Origin of the sequence: Cysteiniphilum marinum (assembly GCF_014857925.1) — a bacterium.
GTDB classification, from domain to species: Bacteria; Pseudomonadota; Gammaproteobacteria; order Francisellales; family Francisellaceae; genus Caedibacter; species Caedibacter marinus.
Genome location: NZ_JACYVZ010000045.1, coordinates 1 through 14,451, shown reverse-complemented (window position 1 = coordinate 14,451; position 14,451 = coordinate 1). Strand labels below are relative to the sequence as shown.

Annotated in this window: 20 protein-coding genes; 14 read left to right on the top strand and 6 right to left on the bottom strand. The window is 35.6% G+C overall.

Annotation, left to right across the window (positions count from 1 at the left end):
- From IE867_RS13100 to IE867_RS13080, 5 genes are all read right to left on the bottom strand, one after another.
- Positions 1-686, bottom strand: a 686-nt coding sequence (locus IE867_RS13100) for an MFS transporter (protein WP_192485164.1), incomplete at its 3' end; no start/stop codon positions are given.
- Between the two features lie 38 nt (positions 687-724).
- Complete coding sequence (locus IE867_RS13095; RefSeq protein WP_192485163.1) at positions 725-949, bottom strand: hypothetical protein; 225 nt, start codon at positions 947-949, stop codon at positions 725-727.
- A gap of 44 nt (positions 950-993) precedes the next feature.
- Positions 994-1,482 (bottom strand): hypothetical protein, encoded by a 489-nt coding sequence (locus IE867_RS13090; RefSeq protein ID WP_192485162.1) that lies wholly within the window; start codon positions 1,480-1,482, stop codon positions 994-996.
- A gap of 65 nt (positions 1,483-1,547) precedes the next feature.
- On the bottom strand, positions 1,548-3,359 hold the full coding sequence (locus IE867_RS13085; protein WP_192485161.1) for a hypothetical protein: 1,812 nt from the start codon (positions 3,357-3,359) through the stop codon (positions 1,548-1,550).
- 15 nt (positions 3,360-3,374) lie between these two features.
- Positions 3,375-4,328, bottom strand: a complete 954-nt coding sequence (locus IE867_RS13080) for an AAA family ATPase (protein WP_192485160.1) — start codon at positions 4,326-4,328, stop codon at positions 3,375-3,377.
- Between the two features lie 501 nt (positions 4,329-4,829).
- Here IE867_RS13080 and IE867_RS13075 point away from each other — a divergent pair.
- The 3 genes from IE867_RS13075 to IE867_RS13065 all read left to right on the top strand — a co-directional run bounded on the left by IE867_RS13075 (position 4,830) and on the right by IE867_RS13065 (position 6,732).
- Positions 4,830-5,435, top strand: a complete 606-nt coding sequence (locus IE867_RS13075) for a hypothetical protein (RefSeq protein ID WP_192485159.1) — start codon at positions 4,830-4,832, stop codon at positions 5,433-5,435.
- 382 nt (positions 5,436-5,817) lie between these two features.
- The gene (locus IE867_RS13070) at positions 5,818-6,363 is read left to right on the top strand and encodes a recombinase family protein (RefSeq protein ID WP_192485158.1); all 546 of its coding nucleotides are present in this window, start codon (positions 5,818-5,820) and stop codon (positions 6,361-6,363) included.
- A 123-nt stretch (positions 6,364-6,486) separates the two neighbouring features.
- Positions 6,487-6,732: a helix-turn-helix domain-containing protein gene (locus IE867_RS13065; RefSeq protein ID WP_192485157.1), complete on the top strand. Its 246-nt coding sequence runs from the start codon at positions 6,487-6,489 to the stop codon at positions 6,730-6,732.
- Between the two features lie 165 nt (positions 6,733-6,897).
- Here IE867_RS13065 and IE867_RS13060 read toward each other — a convergent pair whose 3' ends face one another.
- Positions 6,898-7,113, bottom strand: a complete 216-nt coding sequence (locus tag IE867_RS13060) for a DUF378 domain-containing protein (RefSeq protein ID WP_192485156.1) — start codon at positions 7,111-7,113, stop codon at positions 6,898-6,900.
- A 105-nt stretch (positions 7,114-7,218) separates the two neighbouring features.
- On the opposite strand from IE867_RS13060, the gene IE867_RS13055 reads away from it, so the two are divergent.
- The 11 genes from IE867_RS13055 to IE867_RS13005 all read left to right on the top strand — a co-directional run bounded on the left by IE867_RS13055 (position 7,219) and on the right by IE867_RS13005 (position 14,213).
- A complete protein-coding gene (locus IE867_RS13055) occupies positions 7,219-7,626 on the top strand; it encodes a hypothetical protein (protein WP_192485155.1) in 408 nt (135 codons plus the stop codon).
- A gap of 72 nt (positions 7,627-7,698) precedes the next feature.
- A complete protein-coding gene (locus IE867_RS13050) occupies positions 7,699-8,736 on the top strand; it encodes a hypothetical protein (protein WP_192485154.1) in 1,038 nt (345 codons plus the stop codon).
- 345 nt (positions 8,737-9,081) lie between these two features.
- A complete protein-coding gene (locus tag IE867_RS13045) occupies positions 9,082-9,249 on the top strand; it encodes a hypothetical protein (protein ID WP_192485153.1) in 168 nt (55 codons plus the stop codon).
- Between the two features lie 12 nt (positions 9,250-9,261).
- A complete protein-coding gene (locus tag IE867_RS13040) occupies positions 9,262-9,597 on the top strand; it encodes a RecX family transcriptional regulator (RefSeq protein ID WP_192485152.1) in 336 nt (111 codons plus the stop codon).
- 9 nt (positions 9,598-9,606) lie between these two features.
- Positions 9,607-10,524 (top strand): Rpn family recombination-promoting nuclease/putative transposase, encoded by a 918-nt coding sequence (locus IE867_RS13035; protein ID WP_192485151.1) that lies wholly within the window; start codon positions 9,607-9,609, stop codon positions 10,522-10,524.
- 606 nt (positions 10,525-11,130) lie between these two features.
- Positions 11,131-11,310, top strand: coding sequence for a hypothetical protein (locus IE867_RS13030; protein ID WP_192485150.1), 180 nt, complete (start codon positions 11,131-11,133; stop codon positions 11,308-11,310).
- 84 nt (positions 11,311-11,394) lie between these two features.
- On the top strand, positions 11,395-12,069 hold the full coding sequence (locus IE867_RS13025) for a hypothetical protein (protein WP_192485149.1): 675 nt from the start codon (positions 11,395-11,397) through the stop codon (positions 12,067-12,069).
- Between the two features lie 27 nt (positions 12,070-12,096).
- On the top strand, positions 12,097-12,339 hold the full coding sequence (locus tag IE867_RS13020; protein WP_192485148.1) for a hypothetical protein: 243 nt from the start codon (positions 12,097-12,099) through the stop codon (positions 12,337-12,339).
- Between the two features lie 73 nt (positions 12,340-12,412).
- The gene (locus IE867_RS13015) at positions 12,413-12,640 is read left to right on the top strand and encodes a hypothetical protein (protein ID WP_192485147.1); all 228 of its coding nucleotides are present in this window, start codon (positions 12,413-12,415) and stop codon (positions 12,638-12,640) included.
- A complete protein-coding gene (locus IE867_RS13010) occupies positions 12,637-13,401 on the top strand; it encodes a Rha family transcriptional regulator (protein ID WP_192485146.1) in 765 nt (254 codons plus the stop codon). Before IE867_RS13015 ends, IE867_RS13010 begins: the two co-directional genes overlap by 4 nt.
- Entirely contained in the window at positions 13,398-14,213 is an 816-nt protein-coding gene (locus tag IE867_RS13005) for a PD-(D/E)XK nuclease-like domain-containing protein (RefSeq protein WP_192485145.1), read from the top strand. Before IE867_RS13010 ends, IE867_RS13005 begins: the two co-directional genes overlap by 4 nt.
- Positions 14,214-14,451 lie beyond the last annotated feature (238 nt).

Below are 14,451 nucleotides of genomic sequence, written 5' to 3'. Positions count from 1 at the left end.
AGCAACGACACAAACACAATGCCAGTCATTACCACAAAGATTGCAAATAATAACGCATATCTTTTGTTTAAGGCTTTGGTACCATGCCGTTTAACAAACCGAGTCAAAGGCGTATCAATATCAGCAACCGCTTTCCAACCAATTAAAATTGAAACCAAGCCTAACACATTAAACACCGAAGCCACTAAAAACAAAGAAGTATAGGCATTGTCTAGTTGGTAGTATCCCGCTGCCGTGTATCCTGCAAAGAAACCTAGATTAGACGCTGCATGATTCCATATAAAATATTTTTCACGCTTAACGTGTTCCTGTTGGAATCGTTGTGTGATCATCATATTAAGACAAGGCACATTGATTCCTGTTGCTACCAGAAATAACGTCAAGCCAATATATAACGCTGTTTCTGTTGGTACTGCCAAAATAAAGCATGACACCACTTGAAAGACCATTGCTATTAAAAACAACACCCGATAACTACTAAGCAAACCACCCAGATAACTGCCAAGCATGTGTAAACCGTAGTTGTAGACTAAAAAGACCGCTACGATAGAATAGGCACTGTTAGCGTCATAACCAAAGGCATTCGTTAAATATAACGACAAGCTCGAATACAACACAGCAAAGCTCATGGTAGCAAAGACCTGTGTTGTTAATATCACCGCAATACTGTTATTAAAGAATTTCAAATAGGCACCCCTGTTTTGTTTTCGGAAAAGCGGAAATTTTAAGCTAAATTTTCCTGCGATTCAATCGTCATGTTGTGGACGACCTCGACAGTAATAATTTTTGATAATTCAACCGATAAATATTTGCCGTTTTTCATAATCAAAACGCTTCTTTTGCCAATGCCATCGACTCTGCCTGTTAGTTTATAGTTACGCCCTGTATCAATAATAACCGTTTGGCTTTTTGTATATGCCGTTGATAATATTTTTTGTATATCGTCCATTTTCCCTTATCCTTGTGATAATTATTGTTGGCATTCAAAACCAATCAATGCAATGTTTTATTTTTATTGTTTTTAATATTTTGACCATCACCAAATTGTGACCACGCTTGATGATCAATGAGGTTATGCTCGATCTCGTCATCAACAAAATCAACTGTTTCAAACGCTTTAAGTTCGATCATATCGTTTAAGTCCTGCTCGATGACGTAGAACCTATGGTTATTATTGATCATGTCACGTGTCGCTTCCGTTAAGGTGCAATCGTGCTTGTCGATGTAGTCCTTAACGTCATTTAAAAGCAAAAGCTTTCCATAAAAGTCATCTAAACTTAAAGACGCAAACATTTTGACCTCAAAATCAAAGCCTTTAATTTCCACGTAATAGTAATCAGGCGTGTTGTCCTTGGTAACAAAACATTCCACGTGACCATTAAAACCAAAGAATGCCATTGCTTTTGGGTAAAACTTGCAGCATGTATTGTAACCATGCAGATCGGTTTGATTGAAAACTTTTTCGGGTGGGATTTTTGCCATGGTTAGTAACCTCTTTGACTTTTATTGAAGTTAATTTGTTGACGACAATTACAGTTTACCATATATTAGCCCTTGTAGATGTTCTGCTTGAAGTACGTTCTCAGGGCAGCTACGTACATCTTGTTGTCACCCTTGTTTTTGAAGGCTGAGGGTGGCATCTTGCCTTGAAGTTCGCCCTTTTCCTCAATATCAGTAAGTTCAGTTGCAGTTAAAGTTTCGCGCCAGAGTTCAAACTCAAGGTTAAACACTTCTTCTTTTTGCGCTTTGATTTTCTCTAATCTTTCCTTTTTTGCTTTCAATGAAGCTTCAAAAGCTAAATCTTCAGGTGATTTGTAATTAGCCTCTGTCCAGTTTCCACCCTTTTTCAGCACCCCTATCAATCCACGTAAACGATTATTAGTAGGGGCATAGCTTGCCATTTCTTCTAAACGGTTTTGTAAAGCCCACGCATAATGCTCGATGGACTCTTGAACACTATCAACAGTTAGTTGGTTGTCAGCATCTAAGCTTTTATTAAAGTTTTTGATCTGGGTAACGTGTCGCTTAGTAAAGCCAAATTCAGTTAAAGATGAAAAATCAAGATCAGCCCAGTCGTAATTGTCTGATTCAACTACATTAGTTTCGGCTGAATCTGTCACAGTGACGGTTTTTGTTTCAGGTTGGACTCGTGGAGCCTGTTGTAAAAATTGTTTTTGGAGTTCGGCTATCTGTTGTTGAAATTGATCGTTTTGCTTTTTGATCAAATCGATTAATTGGTCATTTTGTGGTGTGGTTGGTTTTTGTTCTTTGGTGTCGTTACTATATTTATTTATAGTATTAGTAGTATTACTATTATATAGAGTGTTTTTATTTTCATGCTGTTTACTAAAATAAGACTCAGAAATTTGTTCAGACTCTTCAAAAGCTTTTAAAATAACTTTAGATAATTTAAACTTTCTAAAGCCGCCCTTTCCAGTTTTGCAGTGTGATTTAAGCACCAACCCTTTTTTATACAGTCTACCAATTAAAACCTTTAAAGTATCAGTATTACATTCAGCTATTTCTAGCAATTTTTCGGAGGTTATAATATCAGTTTCAAGATTTGAATTTAATTCAGAAACAATAAATTTAAAGATTTTTTTCTGTATCCCAGACAAGTTCGTAATTGCAGTTTTTGCTTCAGTAATGCTAAAATTCGATTCAATTTTATCAGCACTTTGTTTACCAATAGTTTCCTTATCGTTTACTAATGGTTTACTATTTGTTTCCGGATTGTTTTCTTTTTGTTTACCGATAGTTTCCTTATCGTTTACTAATGGTTTCCTATTTATTTCCGAATTGTTTTCTTTTTGTTTACCAATAGTTTCCTTATCGTTTACTAATGGTTTACTATTTGTTTCCGAATTGTTTTCTTTTTGTTTACCGATAGTTTCCTTATCGTTTACTAATGGTTTACTATTTGTTTCCGGATTGTTTTCTTTTTGTTTACCAATAGTTTCCTTATCGTTTACTAATGGTTTACTATTTGTTTCCGAATTGTTTTCTTTTTGTTTACCGATAGTTTCCTTATCATTTACTAATGGTTTACTATTTGTTTCCGAATTGTTTTCTTTTTGTTTACCGATAGTTTCCTTATCGTTTACTAATGGTTTACTATTTGTTTCCGAATTGTTTTCTTTTTGTTTACCGATAGTTTCCTTATCATTTACTAATGGTTTACTATTTGTTTCCGAATTGTTTTCTTTTTGTTTACCAATAGTTTCCTTATCATGTACCAATGGTTTGCTGTCATTCACAGTATTATCTTGAGGTTTCTCAACCTCTTTCAAGTAATCCCAAGACCTAGACTTTTTAGGCTCAAATTTCTTTTTATTTAATAGGTCGTTTATCGTAGCCATCGCTCATACCTTTAATTAAGAAAATGATACTTTTATATAATCATTCATTAACTCTTTAACCAAACAATCAATATCTTCTTTTGCTGTAGATTTCCTAAAATTATCAAAAAGTGATTTACCTTTATTTTTAGTATTGGGGAATTCCTGACTTGTTCGGATAACACTTTTTAAAAGTTTTTGCGAGTATTTTTTATCCTTGATCAATTGAGTAATATAATCAGTTGATAAGATTGTGCGAGAATCAAATTTATTGAGAAGTATTCTCCAATCGATGTCAATGGTGAACTCATTTTTTATCTCATTCACTTCTTTTTCCATTATTTCGATTCCCTCGTAAGAATAAATATCAGGATTTAAAGGGGCTATTACCAGATCAGAAAAAGACATTGCAGAGCAAACTAGAGTCCCAAGCGTTGGTGGGCAATCAAAAATAATGACATCATATTTTGCTAGTAGATTCCCATACAATCTTTTAAATACGTTAATAGGGTTTATACGGTTAATCATCATGTAGCTATCAAGTGTTACATTATCTAATCTACTAGGAATCATATCAATTCCATCAGTGACCATAACAATTGAATCTTGAGGTTCTGCTGCTTTAGATATTACATCGATCATTACTGGAGTAGTTCTAGCTATTTCATCAATTTGAAAGCCTTTAGTTAAGTTTGCCTGTTGGTCTAAATCAATGACTAAAATTTTTAAACCATACAGTGACATTCTTATAGCAATAGATTCAGCTATGGTTGTCTTGCCAACACCACCTTTAACCACAGCAGTTGATAATACAAATTGATTACATTTTGGTTCTAATAATTTTCGGATTGTATCATGTGTAAAATAATGCTTATTTTGTGATTTGTTAGGCTCTATTCCCTTGCTTTTAACTCGTTTGTGTACTGCCTGATTAGTTACATTTAAAAAATCGGCTATTTCTGATATTGATATTTTGGCTTCTATACTCATGTTGGTTTACAAGTTTTAATTCCATTTAACAAAATCATAAACCATACTTTCTTGTTTGTAAAGGTTGTTGATATCAAAATTAAATAGTTTTTTTCATAAACCCATTTTATTTTGAAAGGCATCTAAAGAATGAAATCTAACAGGTAATACTGAAGTCGTCAAAATTACGCTTAATGAATGTTACGTGACAAACACAATGCTCGCCTTAAGAAGTCTTACGACATTTATATTGACCCACCCGAGCAACATATAATTACTGAGAGTAATTGACAGCATAGATGAAAAGGGCGGGGTATAGCAAAGTGTCACATTAGACTATAGTCTAAAGTACACTATAAAATAGTGCGTCAATAAAATTTTAGCCTGAGATTTTAAGTGTCTTGGTATATCTGGTTTTGTAGCGTGTGATAGTGAGTTGTTGCATTGTTGCTTATAAATGTCTTACAAATTATTATATCTTTTAAAGCATTAGTGAAGCAGTGACAGGAAAATTGATAAATTATGATAAAGCATAAAAATCGCAAAGATGATATTTATTATCTGCATGAAAAGATAGACAAAAATGGAAAAACACGTTATCACTTTTCGACTAAAGAAGATGGTTGTTCAAATATAACTAAAGTGCCATCAGGCTATGAGATTTATGAAAAGCATTATGGTCAAGTGTTTTTGCGCAAAAAACAACCGCAAATTATTAGTGATGATGAATTGGAGTGTGTAAAGAAAGAAATTAGCAAACATAAGCATTTAACATATACGCATGTTGAGGTTATCAAAAATAATATAGTGATTTATGGTGCAGAAATTGAGGTCTTGGAAGAACTAGAAGATTTTCTTATGAAATCACCTTATGTAAAAAAAGATGATATTGATTTAGGTCGTTTTGCACATTATAGCGAGAAGATGCGATTTGAACTCGTTGACAAAGAAAAAAGGCTTTTTCGACCATTTAGATTTTGTGTTAGAGGTGGGTGCGATGAATGGATAGATATTGATGTGCCAGACTTATTAAAAAAGCATGTAACTAAATATGTTGATAAAATTGGTACAATGAGCTTTTTTGAAATTATGCCAGTATGGCTTTTGCCAAAAGGTGTGAAATCCTAAAGACATAGTTCATGATAAGAATTGATAAAGGGCAGGACACCATAAAAAACTGTGTACCTAAACCATCGTTTGCTTACCCAATTTTTTAAATTGTTACGCGACAAATATAATGCTCCACCCTTGATGAGTCTGCGACATTTATATTGACCCACTCTAATGCGATATAACTCCTGAGAAAAAATAATGGAAAGGGGAGGGTGCAGACATCTTGACTGCAAAACGAACAACATCAATAATCATGTAAGAATCTTCCCATTTTGTCCAATGTATAAAAACTTATAATATATTCTACACTCAAAAATCAGTCTAAAATACCGTAGAAAAAATCGTTTTTTGCTATAAAATATACATCAACGTATAACAATCGATTAAATCTACAATTATGCGCCTTTTTGGATATGCCAGAGTATCAACTGGACAACAAAGTTTAAAATTACAGATCAACGCCCTCAAAAAAGAGGGTGTCAAACAAGATAGAATCTTCACTGATAAAAAAACAGGCAGCACCGCTGAACGTGATGGGTTAGAGTTATTAAAACTGAAAGTAGAGCAGGGCGATTGTATTTTAATCACTAAGCTTGATCGCCTTGGTCGTGATACTGCTGATATGGTCAACATCATTAAATACTTTGATGAGTTAGGTGTGTCTATCAAATTCATTGACGATGGCATTAGCACCGAGGGTAGCATGGGTACAATGGTCGTGATGATTTTAACTTGTGTTGCTCAGGCTGAAAGGGCAAGGATACTTGAGCGTACTAATGAGGGTAGGCTTGAAGCTAAAGCTAACGGTGTTAAGTTTGGGCGTAAGGTTAAGATTGACCATGACAAGGTGAGGGAGCTTTACAACCAAGGCATAGGTGCCACAAAAATTGCCAGTGAGCTAGGTATTTGTCGGGATAGTGTATATAAGGTTTTGAATAAATGAGTTTAAACTACTGACTGCTTTATTCTTAATCATATTAATAGTAGCATGTTTAAAATTTGAATTTAGCAAAACATAATCATGGGTAACCAACATTGCACAGCGACTTTTCCTAAACAGTTGAAGATGACATATAATCAACCAGTTAAAGACACGTTGCTGCACTTTAAAGAATTAGGATATAGCTACGATGACGTTGTAAAGTTGACAGGATTTGTAGAGTCCACGGTTAGAAAGTGGTGCCGTTATTACAAAGTGTATCTTAGTCATTATGTGCCTGATTGTGACAAACAGTTAGAGTATCAAAATATTTTAAATGCTGTAAGATCAAAGAAGATAAGCTATCAAAATGTGCTTTATAAGAAGTGGTGAGTTATTTTAAAAGTAAAAAGCATCGGCAATCCCAATTGACACCAACCCCAAACCACACTAACTTAATCAACAACACCACCTAAACCAAAGGCTCAACGATGAGTTTTAACCTTGTTCTGTAAGTTGTAGTTTTGAAGTAGTTAAACAAATAAGCAATAATTGAGCTTAATCCTTATTGCATGAAGATTTAGGACAACAATTTTTAAGCATAGGAATACTAACCAAAGCAGCGATACCGACAATGATATAAACAATATTCTCAACATACCCAAGGCTGCCAAAAACGAAGTGTACAAGGTTGAATTTAAATAATCCCACAAGCAGCCAGTTAAGACCACCAACGATAATTAAGATTAATGCGATAGGGTTTAGGTATTTCATATAATGTTACTCCTTTGGTTATATGGTTTACCGTAGTTAAATGTAGGTGAAAGTTAAAAACAATTCAACTATGATAGTTATATATTAATTATCACGGTGCTATTTATGATAGGTGAACGCAAAAACCTAAAGGCAGACATTTCCACTCTCAACCAAATAACCCATTTACTCAACTACAAAAAGAAAACCTTTATTGAACAATCCAGTGAAGATGACTTCAACAACACCCTTGATTATGTCAATAAAACGATAGCCAAGCTTGAAGACAAAAGGCAAAAGTTACCAATAGGGCATAGGTACACTGGGGTGTTTTATTTAAAGAAGCCTTACACGATACCGAGTGAGGCAGTGAAGATTAAAGGGTCAGCATTTATGAGGGAAGACCTTGTTTCTTGGACGATTGAGTCTGATGATGAGTATGCGAAAAGTGTTTATTATATGAGGGATGTTTATTTGAATATGGAAATGACAGTTAAGTTGACGAGGGAGGATTGTGGGGAGGTTTTTGAGTAATCAATATATTATGTTGCTATTATAATAGACGTTACATAATATGAGAAAATTAGCGCAATATAATGGAATATTATGACTTTAACCAAAGATGATTTAAATAATCCAAAAAAGATGAATGCCACACAAATAAAAAAAGCATTCTGTGATATGTTAGATGAAATTGAAGATTTTAAATGTAAATATAAAGAGATCAACGATGTTCACAATGACCTTTTTGCCAAAGACCCATTATGTGGTGAAGATTTTAAAGGAATAAAAGATTGCATAGAGTCAACTCATACAGAAATAAATGGTTATTATAATAAAATTTTTAAAGATGAAGAAGATAATTTAGGTATTAAGTCTGCAATTGATGAATTAAAAGAGAGCATTGAGTCTGAGCAAAAAAAAATTCACACATTTATAAATGAATACATAGGTTCTGATAATGAAGACTCTTCTAAAATATCCAAAAAACATGAGTTTGATGATTTTGTATCCAATGCTAAGAAAAGACTAAATGCTATAAGTGAAGAAGCCACGAAAATATTATCTCAAGCAACAAATGCTTCTTTAGCTGGAGGGTTTGAGCAGCAAAGAAAAGCTGCGGAAGAATATGTTAATAGCCATGAAAAAAAATTTATGTGGGCTATAGGAGGCATAGTAATATTGTCATTTGCATTTTTCATCATCATTCTTTTTAGTCATATTGACTTACGCAAGGATTATTATTTTATATATCCACCATTAGCAATTACATTAACAGCCTTAATATGGTTTGGTATAGCTCATAATAAGAAAATGAACCAATATTCAAGATTAGAGCAGGATTATGCTCACAAAAAAGCTATGGCTGTAAGTTTTGAAGGATATAAGGCGCAAATACAAGAGCTTTATAATAACGAAGACGAAGAGAATATGGCACTGTTAAATAAACTATTAGAGAGTAATATAAGTGAATTTTCAAAAAACCCATCATCAGCACTAGGTGAACATAATGATTCAGATCACCCTTATAAGTTGGTTTTAAAAACGCTAAAAGATATGTCAAAAATAGAATCATTAGCACGAAATATTAATATTAAAAATGAATATGAAATAAATTCTAAAAGTACCGATAAAAATAACTAAATATGCCAAAACCCCGCAAAAATAAGGCAAAAATCAGGCAAAATAAAATCATGGCGTTGTCACCTACGCTGTGACTTCACCAAACCCAACGACACTAACACCTACATCGAAAGGTGCAGTGTCACTGTCGGCATATCCAATCTTGCCAAAGCCAAGGAAACCTACGACTTGCACGATGCGGTTGCGGATTGGCTCAAGGAAACGAGAGATGACAACGGTTATATCAATGATTTTGTCATGATAGTTGAGCGGTGGGAGGCGATGAGGTAGTGTAAATTGTGTTCACGTATAAATCACTGATTGTTTTTGATATACTTGCTCAGTGTCCACGAAAGGGAGTGCGTTATGGATATTAAAAATTGCAACGATGAGCTAACCGATGAGCAAAAAATACATGAGGTTATAGCAATGTCAAAAATTGGTGTGCCATTATCGATAATAGCTAAAATGATGAATGTGCCAATATCTGCGATTGAGCATTTAAAAAATGAGAGAGCCAATAATAACGAATAGGATACTTTTGCCATGAGCCTTGACAACGCCAACATCACCGACAACATGCTGCTGGAAAACAAAGCAAGGCGTATTATTGAAAGTAACCAAGATATTTCAACTGGTGCATTGATTGATAAGCTCAAAAAGAAAGCAATACCGCAAAGCATGATTGACAAGTTAGTTATTGTTGACGAGGCGCAGCAACTTAATAATGTCCTACGCAGAATTAGTGCCAAGTATCCTTTGATCAAAGGCAAAACGGATTATGATAAGAAGCAAAAGCTGTTAAAATATCTGCTAGGTAAAGGGTTTGATTATCAGTTGGCGCAAAAGGGGATTGATGGGTATTTTAGTGATAATGAATAGGGCGTTACAGTGAAGAAAAAAGACCTAAACAAACCCAAGTACGATGAATTTGTTAAATTCAACCTTGAGCAACGAGACATTGCCGAGCAACTTATTAGGCAAGTATTACCGCAAGAGTTATCTAATCTTGCTGAGTTTGACAAAATGCAGCTTGAACCCAGTGAGCATATTGACCCCGAGCTTAGAAAGTTAATTAGTGATGTGCTTTGGAGTATTCCGATTAAGGGCAAAAAAGCCTATATTTATCTGTTAATAGAGCATGAAAGCGGATTAAAAGGGCATGACCTTTTGCCTTTTAGATTCCATAAGTACGTGATAAGGATAATGGAAAAGCACTTAGATAAGGGCAACGACAAGTTACCTATTGTTATGCCGATATTGCTTTATCATGGTACAAAGGAAAAGTACCCGCATAGTGTTAGTATTTTTGACTGTTTCGAGAACATAACACTGGCACAGAAATATGCCTTTAATGATATACGATTGATTGACCTAACCGTGATGAGTGATGATGAAATTGCCAAACAAGGGTTTAGGTTTTTCTTTGAATTGGTGCTAAAATACGCAAGAGATAAAGAACTTGCCAAGCGATTAGTAGAGTTATTGGAATCACACCCTGAGCTTGCTAATTATTTTGATGGTAAAGATTTTAAGAAAGCGTTTGTTAATTTGTTGATGAGCTTGGATTTAGATTCAGAGCATGTAGCAAGTGAGACGTTAAAGAAATTAGACAACTTAACAGGGGTTGATATTATGACTCTAAGACAACAGTGGGAGCAAAAAGCAGCATTTGCTAGTAAACAGGAAACGGCACGTAATCTATTCGGTATGAGTTTGTCTGTAGATCAAGTTGCAAAGGCTACTGGACTCGACCTTGATACGGTGCTTAAGCTGAAAAAAGAAGTGGACGGTAAGACACAACACTAATCCATGAAGTCAAATTTTAAAGTCAAATGTGACCGATGCAAACGTGCCAAGGATTCGGTGAAGCGTATTTGTATCGGGAGCCACAAACAAGGTTATCGTTATTTAATGTTATGTTTACGCTGTCGTTGGTTTAGGCTGTTTGAGGTGATTAGATAACTGTTACGGACACGCTAACTTTCAACGCAACCTACGTTGCACATTTTCTTTTTCTTGTTGTAGTAAAAAATTTGCGGAGCCTGAAATGTAATCAAAAGTGGTTGATTTTGGTTAAGGTGTCAAGGTTGATGTTATAAGTCAATGGGGGTTTTCCGAAACGAGCGCACACACTCCCATTAGTACGTACTATGCTATCACAATTTAAAGAATTTGACCAGAAAAAACGCCTCGAAAACAGTAAATAAAAATCGCTAAAACCCTTATAAAATATAGCTTTGTGCTTGATTTTTTCTGTCACTTTGGTATAATAACCACATGCTTAGTTAAGGCATCAACTAACGCTTAGAGTTGTAAAATATTTAAGCAGTTATTTTTTTAGGACAACAAAAAAGGCGACTATCCGAACCGCAAAATTTAGATAAGTCACCTTTAAAGCAATGAGGTTATAATATGTCAAATATTACCCAATCTGTCAACCCGACAAATCAAAATATTCAATCCCCTATACAATCGATCAATGGCTACCTTGACGCTTGCGACAAATTCGACAGCTATTTTGCTGAGATCAGTGCCAAATGGAAAGCACAACAACAGCAATTAGCTCAACGTATCGCTTCACTGTCAGCGTAATAATCAAGATCAACAACCGTTAAACCGTCCTTTTAAGCTAAATCTAAAAGGACACTAGCACAATTTTGTATAGGAAAAATCACAATGGAACAGAACACAACAGCAGTTACTAACCCACAAAACGAACAAACCAACGTCACAGTAACGAAAGACAACCCAACCAATCAACCCACAATCACCACTGAAACAACATTCAGCAAGGACAGTATCAAGCAAGAATTAGCCGAACTTGGCTTAGATGGCTTAGAATTTGACTATGCTTCTTTCCCTATTATCAGCTTAAAGGGCAATGCTTTTGAAATGAAAGCCGACCCCGACTATAACCCTAGCAGCTTTATTGTTACAGTGATCAAGACCACCGAAAAGCACGTTTTGAGTGACGCTAACGACGACAACTACCAAGATGTTAAATACTCCCCTGATGGTATCGTCACCACAGACGGAGAGCCATTAAAGCACTTTATCGCTCAAATGGCAGAGCAAGGCAGAACACCAGTAGTGAAACGCTACCTTGACGTACTCGTGCAACTTCACACTAACGACAAGCACAATAAAAAATTAGTGGTGCTGTCAATATCCCCGACCAGTGTATCAAGGGTCAGCGGGTTTTTCATGCAGCTAAAACTTCAAGGAAAAATAAACCAACTCCCACAGTTAAAAATTCAAGTATCCAAAGGCGAGACTAAGAAAAGCAAAGGAAATCACCAATACCGACTATGGCACTTTGAGTTAGTCGAACAAGGACAGGAAGCGGCTTAGTTACTGCTAATATTGTGGAGTACAACAATGATTCATACAGCAAATAAAACTAATAATATTGCTTTTAATGATTGCTTTATTGATGGCGATAGTATTGCTATTAGAGCAGCTAATAAAGCAATAAACCACTTGATCATACAGTGCGGAACGCCTTTATGGATTAATGTTAAGCATAAATTAAACCATCTTTTAACACTCTCAAACGATGAAAAGATAAATGCAGCTAACAAGGCACTATCAAATGGTGAGCTAGACGAATATATAAATTAGTCATAGCTAAAGCTAATTAATCAAATTCAACTTAAATTTTTAACGTGTGCTACAGGCACAGGGAGCAAGTTATATGTTTTTTTCAGCAAAAACCAAAAGTAAAAAGAACACCACCAAGCAAAACAGCCTTAAATCGCGCACAATCAGCGTTATTAAGTGGGATAGGTACAACATCAAGAAAGACGCTAAAAACAGCGTGAGCGTCCTTAAAAGTGGCAACAACAGCAAAAAAGATACGGTTATATCAATCTTGCCGTATTTGAAGCGTGACGTTAGTAACTTAGGGGGATTTTTAGCATGAATGGATTAATGACAACAGGACAAACCATGTCAAGCCGTGAGATAGCGGAGCTTACAGGCAAGCGTCATGATAATGTCATGACTGATATTAAAAAAATGATTGTAGAATTAGATTTATACGCTCCTGAGTTTTCAGGAACGTATAAAACGGAGCAAGGCAACGTATATGAATGCTACAACTTACCCAAGCGAGAAAGCTTAATTTTAGTATCTGGTTATAACATCAAAATGCGTGCAGCGATTATTGACCGTTGGCAAGAACTCGAACAACAAACGGCACAAGGTACTTTACCAGTGGAGCGGACACCAACCATAAGCACAGCTAACTATCTTGAAGCAGCTAAGATAATGAAAGCAGCCAAAGACGCATTAAAAGGCTTCATCAAGGATAACAACCAGTTAGCCTTGTCATGTTCACAAGTAGGCTTTAAAGCAACAGGCGTAGACATTGTTAAGCTTTCAGGCGTTCAGCTTATAGCGCATGAACAAAAGCAACTGCTAACGGTTACTGAAATCGGCAGAGAACTCAACCGTAAACTTAATGCTCAAGAGGTTAATAAACTATTGGCTGAGTATGGATACCAACAAAAAGCCCAAGACGTAAAAGGGCGTAACTATTGGGCAGTAACTGCTAAAGGTGAACCTTGGGGCGTATATCAAGATACAGGCAAGCGACACTCAGACGGTGCGCCAGTTAGGCAATTCAAATGGTACAGCAGCATTATTGACGAAATCAACAAATTAGAGGCTAAAGCATCATGAGCGATATTAAAACAGTTTACCCATTAAACGAAATTATCAGCAACCTTAGCAACGAGGATTACCATAGAAGCGAACCCATTTCATCAAGCAACTGTAAAGACTTACTAATCAGCCCTTGGCTTTATAATTACAAACGTCAAAACCAAACGGAGCCAACGCCCGCAATGAAATTCGGCACAATGTTTCATTCTTTGGTGCTTGAACCTAAAACCTTTGATAATGAATATGTGGTTGCTGATATTCCCAAGCGCAACACCAAGCAAGGCAAAGCGGACTATCAGGAATTAATCGAAACGGTAGGCACAAGGCAGCTTGTTAGTACCGATGATTTTTTACAGGCGCAGGAAATGCGACACAACTTAGCAAAAAATGAGTTAGTCAGGACGTTGTTAAGTGGCGGGGTAGCCGAGCAGTCTGTTTTTTGGTTAGACGAGGCAAACAAAGTAAATTGTAAGGCAAGAGCCGACTATATCAACCTTGAGCAAGGTTACATTGTCGATTTAAAAACCACCTCAAGCTTGGCTGATGATATTAACTTCAGCTTTACCACCAAAAAATACCATTATGACCTATCAGCGAGCTTTTACGTTGACGGATTCAAGCAAGCCACAGGTAAAGACTTTGATTTTTATTTTATTGCGATAGAAACCAATGCCCCATTTAATTATGGCGTTTACAAACAGTCTAGCGGTTTAATTGAGCAGGGCAGGGGAAAGTATAGCCAAGCGTTAGAAATCTTTGCCAAGGCAAGGGAAAGGGGTAATTTTAACGTACCTTACAATGGCGGGAACTTGATCGAGTTAGTGGCTTAGTGTTTTAAGCCATTAAGAAGTTTAAAAAAGCGGTTGTGTACTTGACAGGAAAATAGATATAAAAACGCCTCTGTTTATTTATCAACCCAAGTACACACCTTAACCATAGACAAAATTTAAGAGGATTCAAACCATGTTATTTAAAAATAAAACCAATCAGCCAGAAATTACAACAAATAACACCAACCTTTACCTTGGCGGTATGTATGGATTAGGTAACTACAGCAAAGCATACGCT

Excerpts from the sequence above, each read along its gene's own strand:
- IE867_RS13095 (WP_192485163.1), bottom strand. The coding sequence starts at position 949 with ATGGACGATATACAAAAAATATTATCAACGGCATATACAAAAAGCCAA.
- IE867_RS13090 (WP_192485162.1), bottom strand. The coding sequence starts at position 1,482 with ATGGCAAAAATCCCACCCGAAAAAGTTTTCAATCAAACCGATCTGCAT.
- IE867_RS13085 (WP_192485161.1), bottom strand. The coding sequence starts at position 3,359 with ATGGCTACGATAAACGACCTATTAAATAAAAAGAAATTTGAGCCTAAA.
- IE867_RS13080 (WP_192485160.1), bottom strand. The coding sequence starts at position 4,328 with ATGAGTATAGAAGCCAAAATATCAATATCAGAAATAGCCGATTTTTTA.
- IE867_RS13075 (WP_192485159.1), top strand. The coding sequence starts at position 4,830 with ATGATAAAGCATAAAAATCGCAAAGATGATATTTATTATCTGCATGAA.
- IE867_RS13070 (WP_192485158.1), top strand. The coding sequence starts at position 5,818 with ATGCGCCTTTTTGGATATGCCAGAGTATCAACTGGACAACAAAGTTTA.
- IE867_RS13065 (WP_192485157.1), top strand. The coding sequence starts at position 6,487 with ATGACATATAATCAACCAGTTAAAGACACGTTGCTGCACTTTAAAGAA.
- IE867_RS13060 (WP_192485156.1), bottom strand. The coding sequence starts at position 7,113 with ATGAAATACCTAAACCCTATCGCATTAATCTTAATTATCGTTGGTGGT.
- IE867_RS13055 (WP_192485155.1), top strand. The coding sequence starts at position 7,219 with ATGATAGGTGAACGCAAAAACCTAAAGGCAGACATTTCCACTCTCAAC.
- IE867_RS13050 (WP_192485154.1), top strand. The coding sequence starts at position 7,699 with ATGACTTTAACCAAAGATGATTTAAATAATCCAAAAAAGATGAATGCC.
- IE867_RS13045 (WP_192485153.1), top strand. The coding sequence starts at position 9,082 with ATGGATATTAAAAATTGCAACGATGAGCTAACCGATGAGCAAAAAATA.
- IE867_RS13040 (WP_192485152.1), top strand. The coding sequence starts at position 9,262 with ATGAGCCTTGACAACGCCAACATCACCGACAACATGCTGCTGGAAAAC.
- IE867_RS13030 (WP_192485150.1), top strand. The coding sequence starts at position 11,131 with ATGTCAAATATTACCCAATCTGTCAACCCGACAAATCAAAATATTCAA.
- IE867_RS13025 (WP_192485149.1), top strand. The coding sequence starts at position 11,395 with ATGGAACAGAACACAACAGCAGTTACTAACCCACAAAACGAACAAACC.
- IE867_RS13020 (WP_192485148.1), top strand. The coding sequence starts at position 12,097 with ATGATTCATACAGCAAATAAAACTAATAATATTGCTTTTAATGATTGC.
- IE867_RS13015 (WP_192485147.1), top strand. The coding sequence starts at position 12,413 with ATGTTTTTTTCAGCAAAAACCAAAAGTAAAAAGAACACCACCAAGCAA.
- IE867_RS13010 (WP_192485146.1), top strand. The coding sequence starts at position 12,637 with ATGAATGGATTAATGACAACAGGACAAACCATGTCAAGCCGTGAGATA.
- IE867_RS13005 (WP_192485145.1), top strand. The coding sequence starts at position 13,398 with ATGAGCGATATTAAAACAGTTTACCCATTAAACGAAATTATCAGCAAC.